The organism is Vallicoccus soli (genome assembly GCF_003594885.1).
GTDB lineage: Bacteria > Actinomycetota > Actinomycetes > Motilibacterales > Motilibacteraceae > Vallicoccus > Vallicoccus soli.
Window position 1 is genome coordinate 25,873 of sequence record NZ_QZEZ01000002.1, and the last position, 22,744, is coordinate 48,616.

The following is a 22,744-nucleotide window of genomic DNA, read 5'->3' on the forward strand; positions in this document are numbered from 1 at the left end:
CCTCCGGGTGCGGGTGCGCGGGCGGGTCAGAGCCAGCCGGGGACGACGAGCACGAGCCAGGTCGCGACCGGCGCGAGGACGACGACCGCCGCGCCGTAGAGCAGCAGCTGGCGGTAGAAGGCGTCGCGGTCGACGCCCTGGGCGTTGGCGAGGACGAGCGCGCCGTTGGTGGAGAACGGGCTGACGTCGACCATCGTCGAGGAGACGGCGAGGGCCGCGATGAGGCCGACGGCCCCGACCTCGCCGGCGAGCAGGAAGGGCACGGCGAGCGGGATCGTCGCGGCGAGGATCGCCGTCGAGGAGGCGAACGCCGAGACGATGCCGCCCACGAAGCACAGCAGCAGGGCGACGAGCAGCGGGGCGCCGAGGTCCGAGACGGTCGTGCCGACGTAGTCGATCGTCCCCATCTCCTGCAGCACCGCGACGTACGTGACGACGCCGCCGACGAGCAGCACCGTGGACCAGGCGACCTTGTCGACCGCGCCCTTCTGCGAGGCGGGGCTCAGCAGCGCCAGGACGACCGCGACGGTGACGGCGACGAGGCCGACGTCCAGGTCGAAGCCGAAGGCGGCGACGGCGAGGGCGAGCAGGCCGACGAGGGTGAGCCCCTGGTCGCGGGTGAGCCCCGGGCCGTCGGACAGCGCGAGCGCGTGCCCGCCCTGCGCCGTCGCCGCCTCGGTGCCCCCGTGCCCGCGCACCGGCACGCTGCGCCCGGGTACGGAGACGCGGTTGCCGTCGCCGTCGTGGGCGTCGCCGGTCGTGGGGTCGATCCGCAGGGCCATGAGCCGGCGCCCGCCGAGCACGAGGAACAGCCCGACCGCGACGACGAGGTTGAACAGCAGGCTGGACAGGAAGAGCACCAGCTCGTCCCCGGGCAGCCCGCTGGAGTCGACGATGTCGTTGACCGTGCTGCCGTAGATGCTGATCGGGGAGAAGCCGCCCGCCTGGGCGCCGTGCACGATGAGCAGGCCCATGAGCAGCGGGCTGATGCCGTACTGCGCCGCGATGCCCAGCGCGACCGGGGCGAGGATGGCGACGGCGGCCGGGCTCACGGCGCCGACGGCCGTGAGCAGCGCGGCCACCGAGAACATCACCCAGGGGATGAGCCAGACCCGCCCGCGCACGCCGCGCACCGCGGTCCGCACCAGCCAGTCGATCGTGCCGTTGTTCTGGGCGATCGCGAAGAGGTACGTGATGCCGACGAGGGTCACGAAGAGGCTGCCCGGGAAGCCGCCCAGGATGTCGTCGGTCTCGAAGCCGGCGACGGCCGTCCCGACGAGGAAGGCGCCGACGAGGGCGAGCAGGCCCATGTTGATGGGCAGGAACGTCGCGACGACGAACATCGCGACGAGGGCGAGGATGGAGATGAGCTCCGGGGACATCGACGTCTCCCTGCGTGCGGGGCTGCGGGGGCGCGCCGCGAGGGGTGGCGGCGTCTGGACCGGTGGCCTAGCCTCTAGGACAGCATCTGTGACTGTCAACACAGCTCGCCGGGGCGCGGGGAGGTCGCGTGAGGGGTCCGACGGGGGGCCGCGGCGCAGGGCCGGGCGCGGCCGGGCGGCCCGCGTGAGCGCGCCGCTGCGGCCGGTGCCGCGGGCCCGGCTCTACGAGCGCCTCGTCGAGCGCCTGCTCGAGCACGTGGAGGCCGAGGGCCTGCGCCCGGGGGACCGCCTGCCGGGCGAGCGCGAGCTGGCGGTCCGCCTCGGCGTGAGCCGGGCCTCGGTCAGCCAGGCCCTCGTGGCCCTCGAGGTGCGCGGCGTCGTGGACGTGCGCCACGGGGACGGCGCGGTGCTGCTCGAGCAGGGTCCCGACGCGCGGGTCCTCGCGGCGCTGCGAGCCCGCCGGCGCGCCCTGTCCGAGGTCATCGACGCGCGCGAGGCGCTCGAGGTGAAGCTCGCCGAGCTCGCCGCCGCGCGGCGCACCGACGAGGACGTGGCGCGGATCCGGGCCGCGCTCGAGCTCATGGCCCGGGACATCGACGCCGGCGGGCGGGGGCTCGAGGGCGACGAGCGCTTCCACGCGGCCGTGACGGCAGCGGCCCACTCCGGGCTGCTCGCCGACCTCATGACCGGGCTGGCCCAGGAGGTCCGGGCCTCGCGCCAGGAGTCCCTCGGGCAGCCCGGGCGCCCGCACGACTCCCTGGCCGGGCACACCCGCATCGCCGACGCCGTCGAGGCGGGCGACCCGGCCGCGGCGGCCGCGGCCATGCGCGAGCACATCCGGCTCGTCTCCGACGTCGCCCTGCTGCGCGGCGAGCCCGGGGCGTGAGCCCGGCCTCCCTGCGCGACCTCGCCGACCGGGTCCGGGCCCTGCCCCCGCGCGCGGGCGGCACCGTGGTCGTGGGCGTCGACGGGCGCTCCGGGTCGGGCAAGACGACCTTCGCCCGCCGGCTCGTCGCTGCGCTGCGCGACGCCGGCGCCGACGCGCGCACGCTGCACCTCGACGACGTCTACCCGGGCTGGGACGGCCTCGCCGCCGGCGCGCGGGCCCTGTGCGCCGACGTCCTCGAGGCTCTCGCCACCGGTCGCCCCGCCGGGTACCGCCGCTGGTCCTGGGTCCGGTCCGAGCCCGCGGGACGGGCCGAGGTGCGCCCGGGCGGGGTGCTCGTGGTCGAGGGCGTCGGCGCCGGCGCGCGCTGCGCCCGCCCGCGGCTGTCGCTGCTCGTGTGGCTCGACGCCCCGGCGCCGTTGCGCCGGCAGCGGGCCCTGGCGCGCGACGGGGAGGCGTACGCCCCCCACTGGGACCGCTGGGCGGCGCAGGAGGAGGCGCACCACGCCGCGGAGGGGACCCGGGCGGCGGCCGGGCTGCTGCTCGACGGCGCGGCCCCGCCGCCGGGCCCGGACGACCCGCTGCCCCTGCTCCCCCGCTGAACGCGCCGCGGCGCCGGCACCCCCCTCGCGGGGGGCGCCGGCGCCGCGGGCCGTACGGGTGGTGCCGCTCAGCCGACCGGGACGATCTCGATCGCGCTGACCTTCGCGTTCTCGACCCGGCGGATGAAGTCGATCGTCACCCGCCCGTCGGTGATGGTCACCGGGAACTCCCTGACGACCGCCCGGTCGATCGCCCCCGCGGCCGCGCGGACGTCGAACCGGCTGAGGACCTCGGTCCCCTCGAGCCGCACGTCGAAGACGCGCTGGCCGACGCCGGTCTTGTTGAGCTCCGCGAAGTGCAGCCGGACGGTGTAGGCGCCGTTGGTGACCGGCACGTCGAACCCGAAGGCCCGCGAGCCGACCGGCACGACGGCGCCGGGGGCCGTCGCGCCGCCCGTCCACTCGGACCGGTAGAGCGCCTGGTTGGTGCCCGCCGGCAGACCGGTGATGGTGTCGTCCTCGGTGTGGGCGAAGCCGCCGCTCACCCGGCCGCTGCAGGCCGTGGTGGACGAGCACGCCGCCCACGTCGTCCCGCCGACCGTCTGCGCCGGGCCGCCCGCGTTGATGCGGACGGTCGGGCGCGCCGGCGGGGTCGTGGTGACCGGCAGGACCTCGATCGCCGACACCTTGGCCTGGTTGACCGTGGAGCTGAAGGCGATGTCGACCCGGCCGTCGGTGACGGGCACCTGGAACTCGCGGACCACCGCGGTCATCGGCGCGGCCACCGCGTTGAGGTCGAGGTTGGCGACCTCCACGGGACCACCCTCGATGTTCGCGCTGAGCACCCGCTTGCCGGTGCCGCCGGCGCCGCCACCCGTCGCGCCGAAGTAGATCTCGGCGAAGTGCAGGCGGACGGTGTAGGTGCCGTTGGCGACCGGGATGCCGTAGCTGAACGGCACCAGGTTCCCGGTGGCGCTGCGCTCCGTCCGGTACAGCACGTCGTCGGTGGTGCCGGCGATCGCGCTGACCTGGGCGTTGCTGTAGCTCTTGCCCCCGGTGAACCACTGGTCGGCCAGCCAGCTGACCCCGCCGGTGGTGACGGCGCCGCCGCCGGCGTTGATGCGGACCGGCTGCTGCGTCGTCGTCCCCGGCCGGGTGGCCGAGACCGCCGCCGGGCGGGGCGACTCGTTGCCGGCCGTGTCGGTCGCGGTGACCTGGTACCAGGACGCCGCGCCCGCCGGAGCCGTCGTGTCGGTGAACGTCGTGCCGGTGAGCAGCGCGCCGCCCAGCTTCGTGTACGTCCCCGTGGCCGAGGAGGCCCGGTAGACCGAGTAGCCGGCCAGGTCGCCCGCCGTGCTCGCGCCCCAGGAGAGCGCGATCCCGGTCTGGGACCCGGTGGCCGTGAGCCCGGTCACCGCCGCGGGGGCGGTGGTGTCGGGCCGCGTCGCGGACGCCGTCGCCGAGCGGGCGGACTGGTTGCCCGACCGGTCGGTCGCGGTGACCTGGTAGTAGGACGCGGCGCCCTGCGGGGCGCTCGGGTCGGCGAACGTCGTGCCCGTGATCAGCGACGTCGTCAGCGCCGTCCACGGCCCCGTGGCCGCGGAGGACCGGTAGACCGTGTAGCCCGCGAGGTCGCCCGCCGTGCTCGCGCTCCAGGAGAGCGCCACGCCGGTGGCCGAGCCCGTGGCCGTGAGGCCCGTGACGACGGCCGGCGGCGTCGTGTCGGGCGCCGGCCGGGTGGCCGTCGCCGTCGCCGAGCGGGCGGACTCGTTCCCCGCGCGGTCCACCGCGGTGACCTGGTACGACGACGCGGCGTCGACCGGGGCGGCGGTGTCGCTGAACGTCGTGCCGGTGAGCAGCGCGCCGTTCAGCTTGGTGTACGTCCCCGTGGGCGAGGACGCCCGGTAGACGTTGTAGCCCGCGAGGTCGGCCTCGGTCCGCGCCGTCCAGGAGAGCGTGTTCCCGGCGAGGGCGCCGGTGGCCGTCAGGCCGGCCGGGGCGCCCGGTGCCGTCGTGTCGGGCAGGACGGGGAGGATCTCGATCGCCGAGACCTTCGCGTTCTCCACCCGGCGCAGGAAGTCGATCGTGACCTTCCCGTCGGTGACGGTGACGGGGAACTCCCGGACCACGGCCCGGTCGATCCCGCCGGCGGCGGCCCAGACGTCGAAGGCGGTGAGGACCGTGGAGCCCTCGAGCCGGACGTCGAAGGTGCGCTGCCCCGCGCCGGTCTTGTTCAGCTCGGCGAAGTGCAGGCGGACCGCGTAGGGGCCGTTGACGACCGGGACGTCGAACCCGAAGGCCCGCTGCCCGACCGGGACGACCCCGGTGCCGGTGGCGCCGCCGGTCCACTCCGTCTGGAACACCGCGTTGTTGAGCCCGGCGGGGATGCCGGTGACGGTGTCGGCCTCGGAGTAGGCGAAGCCGCCGCTCACCCAGCCGCTGCACGCCGTGGTGGCCGCGCAGGCGGACCAGGTGGTGCCGCCGACCGTCTGCGCCGCGCCGCCCGCGTTGATGCGGACGGAGGTCGGCGCCGGCGGGGCCGGCGTCGTGACCGTGGCGGTCGCGGACGCCGCGGAGGCGTTGTCCGAGCTGTCGAGCGCGACGACGCGGTAGCCGTAGGCCGTGCTGGGGGCCGCGGTGCTGTCGGTGTAGGCCGAGGCCCGCACCGGCGTCGCGGTCAGCTTGGCGAAGGCGCCGGTGCCGGTGGCGCGGTAGACGTCGTACCCGACGACGTCGGCCTCGCCGTTGTCGGCCCAGTCGAGGGCCACGCCCGTGGTGGACGCCGTGGCCGCGAGGCCGGTCGGCGCCGCCGGGGCGGTGGTGTCCACCGGGCAGGTGCCCTGGCAGAGGACCTCGATCGCGGCGATCGACGGGTAGTCGGCCGTGGCCCGGAAGGCCAGGTCGAGGACCCCGTCGGTCACGGTGACGCCGCGGACCGGGAGGACGACGGCGGTGTTGAGCCCGCCGGCGGCCGCGTAGACGTCGAACCCGCGGCGCACGACCTTGCCCTCGGCCTCGATGTCGAACACCCGCCGCCCGACCGCGTTGTTGCCCGCGGCGCGCTCGGCGAAGTGCAGGCGCAGGTCGACCGTGCCGGCCGCCCTCGTCGGCAGCGCGTAGGTCAGGACCCGCTGGTCCTGCGCCACGTTGCCCACGTTCCCGCGGTAGGTGCGGTACAGGACGTCGTCCGTCGTGCCCGCGATCTCCTGCGTCGTGCTCGCGCCCTCGGCGGGAGCCGTCGCCGGCGAGTAGCGCCCGGCGTCGGTCGTCCAGACCTGGCCCTTGCTGTCGGTGTACGGCGCGGAGCCGGCCACGTCCAGGCGGTGCAGGGCCTCGCGCTGGTCGGCGCCCGCGGTCGGGTCGCCGGCGGTGACCGCGAAGGAGTCGTACGTCGCCGTGAAGGCGGCGCCGCCCTTGTGGGCCACGATCAGGCCGGCCTTCGACTGGGCGTCGAAGATCGTGCCCCTGGTGCCGGCCGGCACCGTCCACGCCGTCGGCAGCACCTGGAGGGTGCCCCCGTCGACCCGGTACGCCGCCCGCACGGTCCCGGCGGTGGCGTCGCCGATGAGCACCAGCTCGAGCGAGCCCACCGTCGCCGGGCCCGGGACCGGCACCGCGGTGCCGACCGTCGCGCCCGTGCCGCCCTGCTCGGCGTACAGCTCGATGCTCGGGACGCCGCTGCGGTTGATGACGGCGACCTTGACGAAGTTGTCCTGGTTCGCCCCGAGCATCACGCCCGCCTGCTCGCTGCCGGCGTCGAAGCCGGCGACCGGGCCGAGCAGGCGACCGGTGACCGCGAAGGTCCCGGCGGTGCCGTCGAAGGCCGTCTGCAGGCCGTTGACGAGCGTGTTGTCCGTGCCGGCGTTGCTGCCGGTCGTCGCGCCGCCGTTGGAGGTCACCGCGAGGGTGCCCGGAGCGGAGGTGACGACGTCCAGCAGCGGCGCCTGGTACGAGCTGGTGGTGCCGGTGGTGTCCTGCTTGTTGCGCTGGACGGAGGTGAAGCCGGTCCCCGTCCCGTCCTTGTCCGCGACCGTCCCGGGCACCGCGGCGTCGAAGCCGAGCTGCAGGGAGGACGCGCCGGGCACCGGGGCCGGGGCGGCCGGGTCGACGGCCAGCTCCGGGCGCATGCCCGTCACCAGGTAGACGTTGTCCTGGTAGTCGTAGTTGATCCCGGAGTAGTCCATCGCGACGATCCAGCTGCCCGGCACCACGGCGCCGGCGCGGTCGCGGACCGGCCAGAACCGCATGTGGTGCCCGCAGGTGCCGACGCAGCCGTTCTCGACGTCCACGGCGCTGTTGTTGCGCGCCGGGTCGCTCCACTCGCTGTCGATCCGGAGCCCGAAGGCGCCGGCCGGCGAGAAGGTGCCCGAGGCGTACTGCGTCGTCGAGCCGTTGCGGTGCGGCAGCACCGACTGGCCGTCGACCCCCGCGTGGGTGACGACGTTCGTCACCGACGACGAGCCCTTGGCGTGCCACCCGATGGTCGCGGTGTTGCCCTGGGTGTGGAAGGCCGCCAGCTGGCGGACCGTGACCGGCGCCGTGGCGCTGGTGCGGACCCAGTAGGGGCTGAGCACCTCGTCGCCGACGGCGGTGACCAGGCCCTGCTGGTTGATGGACTGCCCGGCGCTGGTGATCGCCGTGCGGTAGCCGAAGAGCCGCGTGATCTCGGTGAGGTCGGGCTCCTGGCCGCCCTCGGACTGGCTCTGCCAGAAGCCGGCGAGCTCCACCGGCAGGCTCGGCTCGTCCACGTCGTCCGTCGTGACGGTCAGCGACCCGGTCCAGAGACCGGCGGCGCTGCCCGCCGCCGTGGCGGTGAAGCGCACGGGCACGTCGAGCGAGGCGCCGGCCGCGACGAGCGCCGGGGCGGCCTGCGGGTCCACGAGGGCGAAGGGCCCGGTGACGGCCAGGCCGGTCACGTTGAGCGCATCGGTCCCGGTGTTGCGGATCCGCAGGGTGGCGACGTCGTGGACGCCGTTGACGGGGAAGAACGGCCCGGTGACCGGGTCGCAGGCCGCGGTGTCCCGGCAGCGCTTGCCCGTCTCGGGGTTCTGGATCCGGTTCATGACGAGCCGGTCCGCGAACGGCACCCCGTCGACGTTCTCGAGCACGACGTTCGCCGTGCTCGGGGCGGCCGTGACGACGCTGAAGGTCGTCGTCGCCGAGGTGGCGATGTTGCCGGCCACGTCGACCGCCCGGGCCCGCACGGTGTGCGCGCCCGTCGTCGTGACCTCGACCGGGCCGGTGTAGGTCCGGAAGGCCCCGCCGTCGAGGCTGTACGAGGTCGAGGCGACCCCGCTGCCCGCGTCGGTCGCGGTGACCGTGACCGTGGCGGTGTTCTTGAAGGTGCCCGCGGACTGCTGCAGGCCGCTGACCGTCGCGGTGACCGTCGGCGCCGTGGTGTCGCCGGTGACCGTGGTGCGGTCCACGTCGACGTACGTGACCTTCGTGTTGGTGCCGCCGACCGCGTCGACGGTGAGCCGGCCGTCGCTGACCGGGACGGTGACCCGCCCGGTCTGGAACGGCGTCGCCGTGGTCGGGACGAAGCCCGCCACCGCGACCTGGCCCTCGACCCGGACCGTGTGGACCGAGTCGGTGAAGGACGCGTCACCGGCCTCGACGGTCACGGTGTACGTGCCGTTCGGGACCGCGAGCTCCCAGGCGCCGTCGCCGTTCGGCGACTGGGTCGCCGTCGGCTGCATGAGGACGAGCGTGCGCGAGCGCTGCTCGGCCGTCCCCGTCCGCTCACGGGTGAGGCTGCCCATGTCGAGCGGGGTGCCCGTGCCGGGGCGGACCCAGCCGCGGCCGGCCGCGTCCGAGTACGGCGCGCCGCTGTCGGCGGTGTAGCCCGCCGCCACCGGGCCGGCCGGGGTGGTGAAGTCCACCCGCGCCAGGGCCGTGCCGGTCGCGCTGTCCGCCGCGGGGCGGACGCCGGTGATCCGGAACAGGTAGTCCTGGTAGTCGCCGTTGGTCGCGTCCTCGAAGCCCACGAGGTACGTGCCCGGGACGACCTTGCCGGAGCGGTCCTTGGCCGGCCAGGTGCGCGCCGCGTGCACGGTGCGCCCCGCCCCGACGTTGAGCCCGTCCTGCGTGTAGCTGACCCGGCCGAACGACTTGGAGTCGACGTACAGGCCGAACGGCGCCGTGCCCGGGTCGAACGAGGCGCTCCCGCCCGGCTGGACCGCCGGGTTGAGGGTCTGCTCGTTGTCGAGCGCGATGACGCCGACCTCGCGCAGCTCCGGGTCGCCCGCGGTCGCCGGGTACCACCCGAAGGGCAGCACCTCGTCCGGGGAGTAGCGCGCCACCGGGGTGAGCGTGACCGGCGCGGTGCCGGCCTTGACGAACTGCTGGGCGGCGACCTCCTCGCCGATCGGCGCGGCGCCCGTGCCCAGGATCAGGCCGGTACCGCCCACGTCGACCGGGTGGCCGAGGGTGTCCACGACCGCCTTGAGCGGGGGCTCGTTGCCCCCCTGCTCGCCGGGGGTCGCCAGGCCGTGCAGCCCGACCTCGACGAGCGGGCTGCCCGTGCTGGTCGTGGCGATCCGCAGCGCCGCCTCGAGGTGGCCCAGCGGCTGGGCGCTCGTCGGGGCGAAGCGCACCTGGAACGTCGCCGTCGCGCCCGCGGCCACCTCCTGCGCGCCGCCGACGAGGGCGAACGCGCCGGCGTGGGTGCCGGTGACGGACGGGGTGACGGTGACCGGCTCGAGCGTCTCGTTGGTCACGACCACGGACCGCGTCGGGATCGTCGTCCCGCGGACCCCGCTGAAGACCAGCTCGGGGACGCTCGTCGTGACCTTCCCCTCGACCGGTCCGGTCGTCGTGGCCGGCTTGACGTTGCGCAGGACCAGCACCGCGTCCTGGTAGTCCACCGGGGACGGGACGTCCTCGGGGGCCACCACGTACGCGTTCGGCACCAGGGCGCCGGCGGCGTCCTTCAGCGGGTACACGCGCACCTTGTGCGGCGTGGCGCCGCCCCAGGTGTTGAGCGCGTCCTCGCTGTAGGCGACCCGGTTGCTGAGGCCGTGCCAGGTGAAGTCGAGCCCGAAGGGGGTCTCGAGGTCGTACTCGCCGACGTCGGTGACGGCGGGGAGCAGCTGCTGGTTGGAGCTGTTCGGGCCGCGGAAGAGCACGGTGCGCTCGGCCGGCCTGCCCGTGGTGTGCGCGGCGACCGTCACGACGTACGGGTTCGCCGCCGGCCCGTCGGGGCCGTAGAGGGACAGCGGCTGCACCTCGACCGGGTGGTCGAAGGCGGCCTTGGTGAAGGACTGCACCGCGACCTCGTCGCCGAGCATGCCGCTGGTGGCGGGCATGTCGTTGTTCGTCGGGTCGGGGTCGCCGGTCTGCACCGGGACCTCCAGCGTCTGGAGGATCCACTGCAGGGACGGCTCGTTGCTGCCCCCGGTGCCCAGCGTGCCGAGCCCGCGCAGGCGCGTGGTCGCGGTGGCCGAGCGGGGGTCGTCGGAGGAGACCGACAGGGTCGCGGTGCGCGGTCCCGCCGTGGTCGGCGCGAACGCGACCGGGATGGTCATCGTCTCGCCCGGCTGGAGCACGGCCGGGAAGGGCTTGCTCGGCGTGCCGACGGTGAAGCGCGCCGCGTCGGTGCCGGTGGCGGAGGCCCCGCCGACGGTGAGCGCGCCGCCGCCGGTGTTCCGGACGGTGACCTGCTGCGCCGCCGAGGCGGCGCCGCCCTGCACGTCGGAGAAGACGAGGCGCTCGGTGACCTCGGCGCGGCCGGTGGAGCCGGCCCCGCCCTGCGGCTTGAGCAGGACGATGCCGGTGGTCGCCGGGTTGTCCGTCAGCTCGGTGACGTAGAGGTTGCCGGTCGCGACGTCCTCCGCGACGTCGAGCGGCTGGCGGAAGCCGGTGAAGCCGGTGAGCCCGGTGACCGGCGCGGACAGCGCCCCCTGGGCGTCGACGTCGAACGCGGCCAGCTCCTGGTTGGCGCTGTAGCGGACGACGACGAGCTTGCCGGCGAAGGCGCCGCCGAAGGCCCGGGTGTTCTTGTACTCGATGGTGCCGTTGGCGCTGGCGTGCAGGCCCGCGTCGTAGACGCCCGCGAGGTCGTAGTTCGGGTCCGCCGCCTGGCCCAGCGGGTAGGCGTTGACCTTGAACAGCGGGTTGCCGGTGTACCCGTTCGGGTTGCCCGCGTTGAGCACGTACTCGCAGCGCACCGGGTTCGGGTGGCCGTAGTACTTGCCCTTCCTGACGTCGAAGACGTAGTCCGTCTCCGCCTGGCGGTTGCCCGTGATGGCGGGCGCGGACGGGCCGCTGTAGCCGCCGTCGGGGCGGTTCGCGCAGGACGCCGGCAGCGGGTTCGGCGTGGCCGGCGTGTTGCCGCCCGCGGCCGAGCCGTTGGTGCCGGAGTAGAGGTGCCCGTTGCTGTGCCACACGAGGTCGTACGCGTTGCGCACGCCCGTCGCGTAGAGGGTCAGCGGGGCGCCCGGCGCGTACGGGTCGTACGTGCCGGTGTGGGCCGGGACGCCGCTGCGGGCCGGGGCCTGCAGGTCCGGCGTGGCGACGTCGACCGGCAGCTGGGCCGGCAGCTTGGCCGGGTCCAGCTCGAGGACGGCCGCCGAGAGCAGGTGCTCCGGGCGCTTCCACGTGCCGTCGGTGGCGCCCATGGCGTTCATGGAGCCCTGGGTGACGTAGAGCTTGCCGTCGCGGATCGCGATGGAGTTCGTCTCGTGGTCCTTGATCGACCGCGGCAGGTTGACCGCGACCTCCTGGTAGTTCTCCAGGTTCGGGCCCGAGAGGCGCGAGATCGCGCCGGTCGCGTTCGGCACGTCCTGGCCGAGGTACGCGTAGTTGTCGGTGATCCACAGGACCGGGTTCGACGGCGTCGACGCGGGGTCGAACGCCATGCCGATCACGGTGCGGTTGGGAGCGCCCTCCCAGCCGCGCTGCACGGCGTGCGTGCGGACCGTGTCGATGACCTGCTCGCCCGAGAGCGTGCCGTCCTGCCCGATCGTCCAGCGGTAGATCTGGCCGGTGATGCTGCCGGCGTAGAGCTTGCCGTCGGGGCCGACGACCACCGAGGTGTACATCTTGCCGGCCGAGGCGCCGGAGGCGGCCTTGTCGAACGCCGCCCGCACGGTGCCGGGGGGCTGCTCGGTCCCGGTGCCGCCGGCGGTGGTGAAGACGCTGGAGAAGGGCAGGAAGGAGCGCCCGCCCTTGTCCTTGACCGCCTCGGTGATCTCGAAGCGGTACAGCGTGCTCGGGCTCAGCGGCGCGTCGGCCTGGAAGGAGACCGTGTCGCCGCCGCCGCTGGTGACGCCGCGGCCGGCGACGGGCGTGCCGTCGAGGACGCGGACCAGGCGGACGTTGCCCCCGCCGAGGCTGGTCTCGTCGACCGCGCCGTCGGTGGGGTTGAGCGCGTTGTCGGTGGTGACCGACGCGTTGGTCACGACGCCGGTGGCGCCGTTGGCCGGGGTGACGGCCGTCGAGAACGGCCGCCCGCCGCGGTCGACGCCGACGACGTCGACGTAGTCGATCTTGGTGTTGGTGCCGCCCGCCGGCGACAGCGTGAGCCGGCCGTCGGACACCACGACGGTGCGGGTCGCCGTGGCGGACTTCGCCGTGGCGGTGGGCACGTGCGCGGCGATCGCGTTCTGGTTCTCGATGCCGATCCAGTTGGTGCTGTCGACCGGGGTGCCGGCGTCGCCGACCGCCACGGTGACGACGTACGCGCCGTTGGGGACGGCGAGCTCCCAGCTGCCCGGGGTCTTGACCCCGCCGGTGACGGTGGCCGGCAGCTGCATGTGCAGGAAGGTGGCCATCCGCAGGTCCGCGAGGCCCGCCGCCGGCATGCCGCTGGAGGCGACGTTCCGGTTGCGGCCGTTGCCGACCAGCGAGAGCGGGGTGCCGGTGCCGACCCCGACCCAGCCGTACGACTGCCCGGTGCCCTGGCCCGTGCTGGTGCGGGGGCCGAACGCCTGGCCCCAGTCGGCGAGGTAGCCCGCCGGCGGGGTCGTCGCCTCGTCCTGGAAGTTGACCTTGACGGTGGTGGTGCCGGTGCCGGGGGCCGGGACGACCGAGCGGACCGCCGAGGCGGCCGACTCGTTGCCGGCCTGGTCGACGGCGGTGACCACGTAGTGGTACGTCGTGCCGTTGGTCAGGCCGGTGTCGGTGAGGCTCAGGCCCACGACCGGGCTGGTGTTGACCTTCGAGGCCGCGCTGGGCACGACGACGTCGGTCGCGCCGCGGTACACGTTGTACGCCACCGCGTCGCTGCTCGTGCTCGCGCCCCACGTGAGGGTGGCGCTGCCGTCGCCGGGCAGGGCGGACAGGCCGCTCGGCGCCGCCGGCGGCGTCGTGTCGGGGAGCACCGGCCCGGCGCTCGCGATGTCGACGAAGCCGAGCTTGGTGTTGTTGCCGCCGACCGCGTCGACGGTGAGCAGGCCGTCGGTGACGTCGACCGTCACGGTGCCGGTCTCGTACTCCTGCGCCGCCGTGGCCTGGAAGGCGTCCACCGCGGTGACGCCCTCGACCCGCACCGTGTGGGTGCTGTCGTAGCAGGGCGCGGGGCAGCCGGTCTTGCCGTTCCCCGGCTGGTCGCCGACCCCGACGGTGACGGTGTAGCGGCCGTTCGGGACGACCTTCTCCCACGCGCCCGACGTCAGGTTCCCGTTGCCCGTGGGCAGCGGGACGATGTCGCCGTACTGCATGTGGATCACCGAGTCGAGGCGCTCGTCGACCCCGGCGCGCGCCCGGTCGCGGGTGTTGGCCGACAGGTCCAGCGGGGTGTGGGCGGCGCCCGCCAGGCTGTCCTGGCGGACCCAGCCCTGCCCGGCCGCGACCGAGAAGGCCGCCCCCGTGTCCTTGGTGTAGCCGGGGGCGGCGGCCCCCGCCGCGGTCTGGAAGTCCACCTTGGCGGACAGGGCCGGCTGGGCCGGCGTCGCCGTGGCGGTACCCGACGCGACGGACTCGTTGCCGCTGCGGTCGACGGCGGTGACCACGTACGTCGACGTGCTCCCCGCCGGAGCACCGCTGTCGGTGGCCGAGGTCGCCGTGACCGGCGCCGCGTTGACCTTGACCCGCGGGGCGGTCCCCGTCGAGCGGTAGACGTTGTAGCCCGCCAGGTCGGTGGCGGTCACCGCGGTCCAGGCCAGGCGCACGTCCGTCCCGTCGACCGTGGCGGAGAGCCCGGTCGGCGCGGCGGGCGCGGTGGTGTCGGCCGGGGCGGTGGGCGTGGCGCTGGCCACCGCGCTGGGCGCGGAGGCGTTGCGCAGCTGGTCCTCCGCGGTGAGCACGTAGTGGTACGTCGTGCCCGGCTCGAGGTCGCTGTCGAGGAACGTGCGCCCGGTGCGCCCGGTGAGCAGGCCGACGAGGTGCTCTTCGTCGGTCGGCACGGACGCGGTGGTGCTCCGGTAGATCCGGTAGCCGCGCAGGTCGGGCTCGGTGTTCGCCGTCCAGCGCAGCGTGACGCTGGCGGGCCCCGCCGTGGCGGTGACGCCCCGGGGCGCGGCGGGCGCGGTGGTGTCGCGCGGCGTCGCGCTCGCGACCCCGCTGCGCCCGGACGCGTTGCCGGCCAGGTCGGACGCGGTGACGTAGTAGTGGTACGTCGTGCCGTTGAGCGCCGTGGCGTCGGTGAACGCGGTGGCGGTCAGCGGCAGCGCGTTGAGCTTCGTCCCGGCGCCGTCGGCGGTGGCCGCGCGGAAGACGTCGTAGCCGACGACGTCGCCGCTGGTGCTCGCGGTCCAGGCGAGCTCGACGCGCGCATCGCCGGCGGTCGCGGCGAGGCCGGTCGGGGCGGCGGGCGCCTCGGTGTCCGGCGCGGCGGTCGGCGTGGCCTCGACGCCGGCGGGCAGGGCCGAGACGTTGCCGGCGGTGTCGACCGCGACGACGACGTAGTGGTACGTCGTGCCGTTGGTGAGCCCCTCGTCCAGGTACGCCGGCGTCGGCGAGGAGCCGACGTGCTCGGCGTCCGTGAGCTCGCGGATCGGGCCGGTGGCGCGGTAGACCCGGTAGCCGCTCACGTCGGTGGCGGTGCTCGGCGTCCAGCGCAGGGCCACGCTCTCGACGCCGGCGACGGCGACGAGGTCGGCCACGGCGGGCGGCGCGGTGCGGTCGGCCGGGGTGGCGGTGCCGCGGACCGGCGCCGACTCGTTGCCGGCGGCGTCGACCGCGGTGACGGCGTAGCGGTACGACGTGCCGTTCTGCACCGCGCTGTCGTCGTACGTCCTGCCCGTCCGCGGGGCGGGGGTCACGCGGTTCGCGGGGACGAGCTCCGGGTCGGAGCCGGTGGCGCGGTAGACGTGGTAGCCCGCGAGGTCGGCGTCCTCGACGGCGTCCCAGGCGAGGTGCACGAGGCCGTCGCGGCCGTCGGCCACGAAGCCCGCCGGCGCGGCCGGGGCCGCGGTGTCGGCCACCTCGACCTCGAGGTGGGTGATCTTCGTGTTGGTGCCACCGGTCGCGTCGAGCGTGAGGCGGCCGTCGGCCACCTCGACGACGGCGGTGCGGGTCGCGAACTCCTGGGCGGCGGTCGCCTGGAAGCCGTCCACGACGGGCTCGCCCTCGGCCAGCACCCGGTGCACCGAGTCGTAGCAGGGCGCCGGGCAGCCGGTCCTGGCCGCGCCGGCCTGGTCGCCGACGCCGACGGTCACCGCGTAGGCGCCGTTCGGGACCGCGACCTCGTACGAGCCGTCGGGCGTCGCGTTGGTCGTGAGGCCGCTGCCCTGCATGTGCAGGATCGAGGCCTGCAGCGGGGTCACGCCCGCGCGCGCCGGGCGGGTGCGGCCCGCGGCGGCGAGGCTCAGCGGCTCGTGCGTGCCGGGCTCGACCCAGCCGCTGCCGCGGGCGTTGCCGAACGCCTGGCCGTAGTCCTTGCGGTAGCCCTCGACCGCCGCGCCGGCCTGGTCGACGAAGTCGACCCTCAGCGGCAGCTCGGCGACGGCGGGCGCCGCGGCGTCCGGGGTGGCGGTCACGGTCGCCGAGGCCGCGGAGCGCTGCCCGGCACGGTCGACGGCGACGACCGCGTAGCGGTAGGTCGTGTCGTTCGCGGCGGTCGTGTCCTCGAACGCCGAGGCGCCGAGCGGCTGGTCGCCGTTCAGCGGGGTGCCCGTCGTCGGGACGGTGGTGCCGGTGCTGCGGAAGACGTCGTACCCGGCGAGGTCGTCCTCGCCGCCGTCGGCCCAGTCGAGCGCGACGCGGGCGTCGCCGGCGGTGGCCGTGAGGCCGGTGGGCGCGGCGGGCTTGGCGTCGGCCGGCGTGGGCGTGACGGTGATGTAGTCGATCTTGGTGTTGGTGCCGCCCTCGGCGTCGACGGTGAGGAACCCGTCGGCCACCTGGACGCCGGTCAGCGTCGCGGTCCTGAAGCGGGCGGCACCGGTGGTCGTGCTGGTCACGGGGAACCTGTCGACCGCGACGGTGCCCTCGACGCGGAGGCGGTGCGTCGTCGGGTCGCTGCCCGGCGACGCGTCGCCGACGGCCACCTCGACGTCGTAGGAGCCCGCCGGCACGGCGAGCTGCCAGGCGCCCTCCTGCTTGATCGTGCCGGCGGCGGGCGCCGGGACGTCGTCGGCCTGCATGTGCATGAGCGAGGCCAGGCGCGGGTCGAGCCCCGCCTCGGTCCGCACGCGGCCGTTGCCGACGAGGTTGAGGGGGACCCGGGTGCCGGGGACGACCCAGCCGTACCCGCGGTCGTTCGCGTAGTTCTGGCCGTGGTCCTTGAGGTAGCCGGTGACGGCGGGGCCGGCCTGGCTGCTGAAGTTCACCTGCACGGGCAGGGGCAGCGCGGTCGGCTCGGCGGCGTCGGGCATCCCCCACGCGAGCGCGGCCGGCGCCTGCACGCCGTCGGCGTCGACCGACGCCACGGCGTAGTAGCGCACGGTGCCGCGCGGCGCCGTGGTGTCCTCGTACGCGCTGCCGGTCACGGTGGCGGCCGGGGTGCCGGTCGTCGGCACCGGGAGCGTGGCGGAGGTGAAGACCTCGTACGCCGTCGCGCCCTCGGCGTCGTCCCAGTCGAGGCTCACGCCCGAGGTGCCCGAGGTCGCGGAGACGCTCGCGACCGGGTTCGGCGTGGACTCGATGGTGACGTACTGGAGCTTGGTGTTGGTGCCCCCCACGGCGTCGACCGTCAGGACCCCGTCGGTGACGGTGACCGAGGTCGTGCCCGTGGTGAGCCGCGACGGGGTGCAGTTGGCCGCCGTGGAGCGGGCGAAGCCGGAGACGACCGGGACGCCCTCGACGTTGACGGTGTGCGACTCCGCGTCGTTGCCGAGGTTGGCGTCGCCGACGCCGACGGTGACCTCGTACGTGCCGTTCGGCAGCGCGTGGTCCCAGGCCACCGGGGTCGCGTTGTTCGTCGCGTTCGTGGCCGGCGCCTGCATGTGGACGAACGTGCGCTGCTGCGGCGTCAGGGCGGTGCAGGTGCTGCGGTCGCGGGTGTTCAGCGGGACGCCGAAGGGCACGTGGGCGCCCTGCAGGCTGTCCTGGCGCACCCAGCCGTAGCCCCGCGCGCCGTCGAACGCGGCGCCGGTGTCCTTGGTGAACCCCGCCGGCACGGCGGAGGCGTCGGGCTGGAAGTTGACCTTCACGCTCAGGTCCGGCGTGACGGCAGCTCGGGCGACGCCGGCGAGCGCGGGCGTCATGGTCGCCAGCATCCCGAGCAGGACGGTGACGACCGTGCTCGCGGCGAGCCGCGAGCGCAGGTGTTCGGATGACATGCGGGAGCCCCCCATGGGCAGGCAGAGACGAGCCTTCACGCTGAGGGTGCGGTGCGGGAGGGGTCGGGCGACATGCCCCGTCGCGGCTGTTCTGCGTTGGGACCGCCCAACGCGCCAGGGCCCGTCCGGGGTGGTCCCCTGCCTCGGGATCCCCTGCCCCGCAACGGCTGCGGGCCGCCCTGCCGGATCAGCGGCAGGACGGCCCGTAGTCGGGAAGACGCTGTCCCGTTGCAGCGCGCAGCAACGGTCAGCGGCGGAGCTGGAGCCCCACGAGCTCCGCGCGCGACCCCACGCCGAGCTTGCGCACGAGCGCGGCGACGTGCCAGCGCACCGTCGCCTCGCTCATCCCGAGCACGAGCGCCACGTCGCGGGTGGACCCTCCGCCGGACACGGCGGAGAAGACCTCCTGCTCGCGCGGCGTGAGCGCCACCGACCGTCCGTCGCGGAGCACGACGTCGCCCTGGGTCGAGCGCCGCAGGACCCTCAGCAACCGGGTGACGTGCTTGCGGCTGATGCCGGGCTCGCCGGCGTGCACCGCGCGCAGCGTCCGCCCGAGCACCGCCGGGGGCAGGTCGAGCGAGAGCCAGCCGTCCGCGCCGGCGGCCATGACCCGCAGCAGGCTGTCGCCGTCGACCGCGTCGTCGGCCGAGAGGACCACGACGACGGTGTCGGGTGACGCCGTGAGCACGGCCTGCACGGCCGCGACGACCCCCCCGGGGAACGGCGCCAGCACCAGGCACAGGTCGGGCCGCTCGACGGCCGCGGTGCGCGCGAGCGCCGCGGCGGCCTCGGCCTGGCCGACGACGCGCAGGCCGTCGGCCTCCACGGTGTGCCGCACGCCGAGGACCAGCAGCTGCTGGTCCCCGCCGACGAGCACCCGCAGCGGCGCCGCCGCCGGACCGGGCACCGCACTCGCGCGCGCGCTCGACATCGAGCCCCCCTACCCCCTCGCCCGTCCGCGCGGCCCTCCCCCGGGCCGGGCGAGCACGCGCTCGCCGGGACGGGGACATCATGACCCGGCGGTGCCCCGCCGACACAGGATCGGCGCCGATCGGGGCAGATCCTCACCTGCGCGGCGGGGGCCGGAGGTCCCGGTCGTGACCCGGACGGCCCTACGTCGGCACGGAGCGTCCTCGCCCTCACCGACGATGAGGACGAGGACGCTCAGGGTGAGTGAACAGGCAAGCGCTGTCCGTGAGGAGCTCGCCCGTCAGAGGACGTCGACGTCGGCGTGCGGCGCGCCCCCGGAGAGGCGCGCGTAGCCCGGGCCCCGGTCGAAGAAGGGCTCGTCCCCCGTGCGCGCAGCCCGCAGCGCGGCCCGCAGCGCGTCCGAGGCGGGCACGTCCACCACGGGCCCGTCCGGGCCGGCCGAGACCACCGCGCCGTAGTCCTCCCGCGCCCCCGCGAGGGAGACCTTCCCCCACGCGACGTCGCGGGCCACGGCCTCGTACGGGCGCTCGAGCGGGTCGCCCCAGCCGCCGCCGCCAGTGGTGCGGATGCGCACGACCTCTCCGGCGCGCACCGGCGCGGCGTCCTCCAGCGCGTCGACCTCGCGCTCGTCGGGCCCGCCGGGGTCGATCGTGACCTGGAAGGGCCGGCCCGCACGGCCGCCCTTGACGCCCCAGCACGACAGGATCGAGCGGTCGGCGATGGACATGAAGCTCGCGTCGCGCAGCATCCGCACGTGCTTCTCGTAGCCGAGGCCGCCCCGGTGCAGCCCGGGGCCGCCGGAGTCCACGGCGAGGGCGAGGCGCTCGACCCGGAAGGGGAAGCGCGACTCGCTGAACTCCGTGGGGAGGTTCCGCGAGTCGGGGACCACGTGGATCGTGTCCTCGCCGTCGGCGTAGTAGCGACCGCCGGAGCCCCCGCCGAGCACCTCGCGCATGAGGTAGCGCTCGCCGCGCTCGTCGACGCCGTGCACCCCCGTGTAGCGGATCGTCTCCTGGTCCGCGGGCATGCGCCCGTCGACGGCCTTGGCCAGCACGCCGGCGAGCACGCCGAGCAGGCGCAGGATGACGAACGTCCGCGCGTTCGTGGGCGCCGGGAACACCGGGGTCAGGAGCGTCCCGGGGGGCGGGAACCGCATCTCGATGAGCGGGACGACGCCCTCGTCCACGTCGAGCTCGGCCATCCGCTCCGGCGAGTCGGCGAGGTTGCGCAGGATCGGCGCGAGCCACTTCTTGAGGAAGTTGCCGTCGGCGTAGTCGCCGCAGTGGTTGATCGGCCCCTTCGCCTGCGGGCCCGTGCCGGTGAAGTCGACGAGCAGCCGGCCGCCGTCCTCGTCGGTCTTGGTGAGCGTGATGCGCTGCGCGTGCAGCCGCGGCGCGTCGACGCCGTCGTGCTCGGCGTAGTCCTCCCAGGTCCAGCTGCCGGCGGGGATCCGCGCCAGCACCTCGCGGCGGTACGTCTGCGTCGTCCGGTCGAGGATGGCGTCGAAGCACGCCTCGACCTCGCTGCGGCCGTACCGCGCGAAGAGCTCCGCGAGCCGCCGGCTGCCCATGAGGCACGCCGAGCACTCCGCGTCGAGGTCGGCCGCCAGCGCGTCGGGCATGCGCGAGTTGCGGGTCATGATCGTGAGCGCGGCGCGGTTGGGCACGCCCTGGTCCCAGAGCTTGATGGGCGGGACCATGAGCCCCTCCTCGAAGACGCTCGTCGCCCCCGAGGGCATGGACCCCGGGCAGCCGCCGCCGATGTCGTCGTGGTGCCCGAAGGCCTGCACGAAGGCGACGACCTCGCCCTCGTGGAAGACGGGCACCGTGACGCACAGGTCCGGCAGGTGCCCGATCCCGCCCTCGGAGAGGTAGACGTCGTTGTGGAAGAAGACGTCGCCGGGGCGCATCGTCGCCACCGGGTGGTCGCGCACGACGGGGTGCACCAGCGCGGAGTACGAGCGCCCGGTGAGCTTGCGCAGGCGCCGGTCGTGGATGCCGGCCCGGAAGTCGTGCGCGTCGCGGATCATCGGCGAGCGCGAGGTGCGCGCGATCGCGGTCTCCACCTCGCGCTCCACCGCGGCGAGGCTGCCCTGGACGATCTCGACGAGCACCGGGTCGACGGCGCCGGGGGCCGCGGCGCTCACGCGCCCGCCCCCGCGCGGCGCAGGACGAGGTTGCCGTGGCGGTCGACCGCGGCGCCCACGCCGGGGTGCAGCGGCACGGTGCTCCCGAACTCCTCGAGGACCGCCGGGCCCGCCACCTCGTCGCCGGGGGCGAGGTCGGGGCGCCAGTAGACGGGGGTGTCGACCCAGGCGTCGAAGAAGACCGGGCGGGTGCCCGTACGGGCCCTCGACGGGTCGCCGTCGCCCGGCGGCCGCGGCCGCGGTGCCGGCCGGGCGAGGGGGCCGACGCCGGTCACGCGCAGGTTCACCCACTCCACCGGCTGGCGCGGGTCGCCCCGGAAGCAGTAGCCGTACAGCTGCTCGTGGGCGGCGTGGAACGCCTCGGCGACCCCGTCGGCCCACGCCGCGTCGAGCACGGGCCGCTCCTCCCCCGCGGCCTCGCCCGCCGGCACCCGCACCTCGAAGGCCTGCCCGGCGTAGCGCAGGTCGGCGCTGAGCTGGTAGCGCCGGTCGGCGGGGGCGAAGCCCTCCTGCTCCAGCGCGGCGGAGGCGGCGGCCCGCAGGGCGTCGAGGCGGGCGGCGGTCGCCGGCAGGTCGAGCTCCGCGTGGCGGGCGACCGCGGTCTGCACGACGTCGTGGCGCACGTCGACCGTGAGCAGCCCGTAGGCGCTCACGGTGCCCGGGTCCTCCGGGACGCAGACCGCGGCCAGGCCCAGCACGTCGAGCAGCCGGCAGGCCAGCAGGGAGCCGGACCCGCCGAAGGTCGTGAGGACGAAGTCGCGCACGTCGAGGCCGCGCCGCACGGTGACCTCGCGCAGCGCGTTGGCCTGGTTCCACGCGCTGATCTCGAGGATGCCGACGGCGCACTGCTCCAGCCCCAGGCCCAGCCGGTCCGCGAGCGCCGCGAGGCCCTCGCGGGCGGCCGCCACGTCGAGCGGCACCTCGCCGCCGAGCAGGTGCGCAGGGATGCGCCCCAGCACGACGTGCGCGTCCGTCACGGTCGGCTCGGTGCCGCCGCGGGCGTAGCAGAGCGGGCCCGGGTCGGCGCCCGCGGAGCGCGGGCCCACCTTGAGCGCCCCCTCGGGGGTCGTCCAGGCCACGGACCCGCCGCCGGCGCCGACCGTCACCACGTCGATCATGGGGATCTTCGACGGGTACGCCCCGACGGTCCCCTCCGTGGTGAGCGACGGCTCGCCGCCGAGCACCACGCACACGTCGGTCGAGGTGCCGCCGCCGTCGCAGGTGAGCACCCGGTCGAAGCCGGCGCGCCCGGCGAGCAGGGCGGCGCCGAGCGCCCCCGCGGCGGGTCCGGAGAGCACCGTCGTCACCGGCTGGTGCACCACCTCGTCGGCGCTCAGCACGCCGCCGTTCGACTTCATCACCGCGAAGGGGACGCGTGGGCGGTCGAGGCCCTCGACGAGCGCGTCGAGGCGCTCCCGGATCCCCTGGACGTAGCGCGCCACCCGCGGCTTGACCGCCGCGTCCACGAGGGTCGTCATGCTGCGCTCGTACTCCCGGTACTCGCGCAGCACCTCGCTGCTGATCGAGACGACCGCCCGCGGGTGCTCGCGCCGCAGCACCTCGAGCATGCGGCGCTCGTGGCCCGGGTCGGCGTAGGAGTGCAGGAAGCAGACGCCGAGCACGTCGACCCCGCGGTCGCGGAACCACCGCGCGACCTCGACCGCCTGCTCCTCGTCGAACGGGCGGACCTCCGCACCGGTGTGGTCGAGCCGGCCGCGCACGGTGCGCACGAGGTCCGCCGGGACGATCCGCGGCGGCTTCACCCAGAAGTACGAGTTGCCGTAGCCGTCGGGCACCGACTGGCGGGCGATCTCCAGCACGTGCTCGTAGCCCTCGGTCGTCACGAAGCCGAGCCGGCCCACCTTCCCCTCGAGCAGGTGGTTCGTGGCGACCGTGGTGCCGTGCGCGACGGACGCGACGTCCTGCGGCCCCGCGCCGAGCAGGTCGAGCACCTTGCGCACCCCGGTCATGAACCCGTCGGCGGGGTCCGCGGGCGTCGACGGCGTCTTCGTCGTGACGAGCCGGCCCGTCGCCTCGTCGAGCGCCACCACGTCGGTGAACGTGCCGCCGGTGTCGATGCCGATGCGGACCCGGCCCGCGGTGCGGGGGGCGTCCTCGGTGCCAGCCGTCGCAGCCATGCCCGCCATCCCACGCGAGCGCACCCCGCCGGGGCATCGTCAGGTCCTGCCGGACCTCGG

The 22,744-nt window shown here is 75.4% G+C and carries 7 protein-coding genes; 2 read left to right on the forward strand and 5 right to left on the reverse strand.

Going from position 1 to position 22,744, the window contains the following annotated elements; translation table 11 throughout:
* Positions 1 to 26: 26 nt before the first annotated feature.
* Positions 27 to 1,382 (reverse strand): SLC13 family permease, encoded by a 1,356-nt coding sequence (locus tag D5H78_RS05370; RefSeq protein WP_119949430.1) that lies wholly within the window; start codon positions 1,380 to 1,382, stop codon positions 27 to 29.
* Between the two features lie 184 nt (positions 1,383 to 1,566).
* Between D5H78_RS05370 and D5H78_RS05375 the strand changes: the two genes are divergently transcribed.
* On the forward strand, positions 1,567 to 2,268 hold the full coding sequence (locus D5H78_RS05375; RefSeq protein WP_218566276.1) for a FadR/GntR family transcriptional regulator: 702 nt from the start codon (positions 1,567 to 1,569) through the stop codon (positions 2,266 to 2,268).
* Positions 2,265 to 2,870: a nucleoside/nucleotide kinase family protein gene (locus D5H78_RS05380; protein ID WP_119949431.1), complete on the forward strand. Its 606-nt coding sequence runs from the start codon at positions 2,265 to 2,267 to the stop codon at positions 2,868 to 2,870. The genes D5H78_RS05375 and D5H78_RS05380 overlap by 4 nt, the downstream gene beginning before the upstream one ends.
* Positions 2,871 to 2,938: 68 nt before the next feature.
* Here D5H78_RS05380 and D5H78_RS19715 read toward each other — a convergent pair whose 3' ends face one another.
* The 4 genes from D5H78_RS19715 to D5H78_RS05420 form a co-directional block, all read right to left on the reverse strand.
* Positions 2,939 to 17,470: a malectin domain-containing carbohydrate-binding protein gene (locus tag D5H78_RS19715; protein WP_218566277.1), complete on the reverse strand. Its 14,532-nt coding sequence runs from the start codon at positions 17,468 to 17,470 to the stop codon at positions 2,939 to 2,941.
* Positions 17,471 to 17,717: 247 nt separating this feature from the next.
* A complete protein-coding gene (locus D5H78_RS05410) occupies positions 17,718 to 18,401 on the reverse strand; it encodes a LuxR C-terminal-related transcriptional regulator (RefSeq protein ID WP_119949432.1) in 684 nt (227 codons plus the stop codon).
* A gap of 279 nt (positions 18,402 to 18,680) precedes the next feature.
* Positions 18,681 to 20,546: a hydantoinase B/oxoprolinase family protein gene (locus D5H78_RS05415; protein WP_119949433.1), complete on the reverse strand. Its 1,866-nt coding sequence runs from the start codon at positions 20,544 to 20,546 to the stop codon at positions 18,681 to 18,683.
* Complete coding sequence (locus tag D5H78_RS05420; RefSeq protein ID WP_119949888.1) at positions 20,543 to 22,684, reverse strand: hydantoinase/oxoprolinase family protein; 2,142 nt, start codon at positions 22,682 to 22,684, stop codon at positions 20,543 to 20,545. Before D5H78_RS05420 ends, D5H78_RS05415 begins: the two co-directional genes overlap by 4 nt.
* Positions 22,685 to 22,744 lie beyond the last annotated feature (60 nt).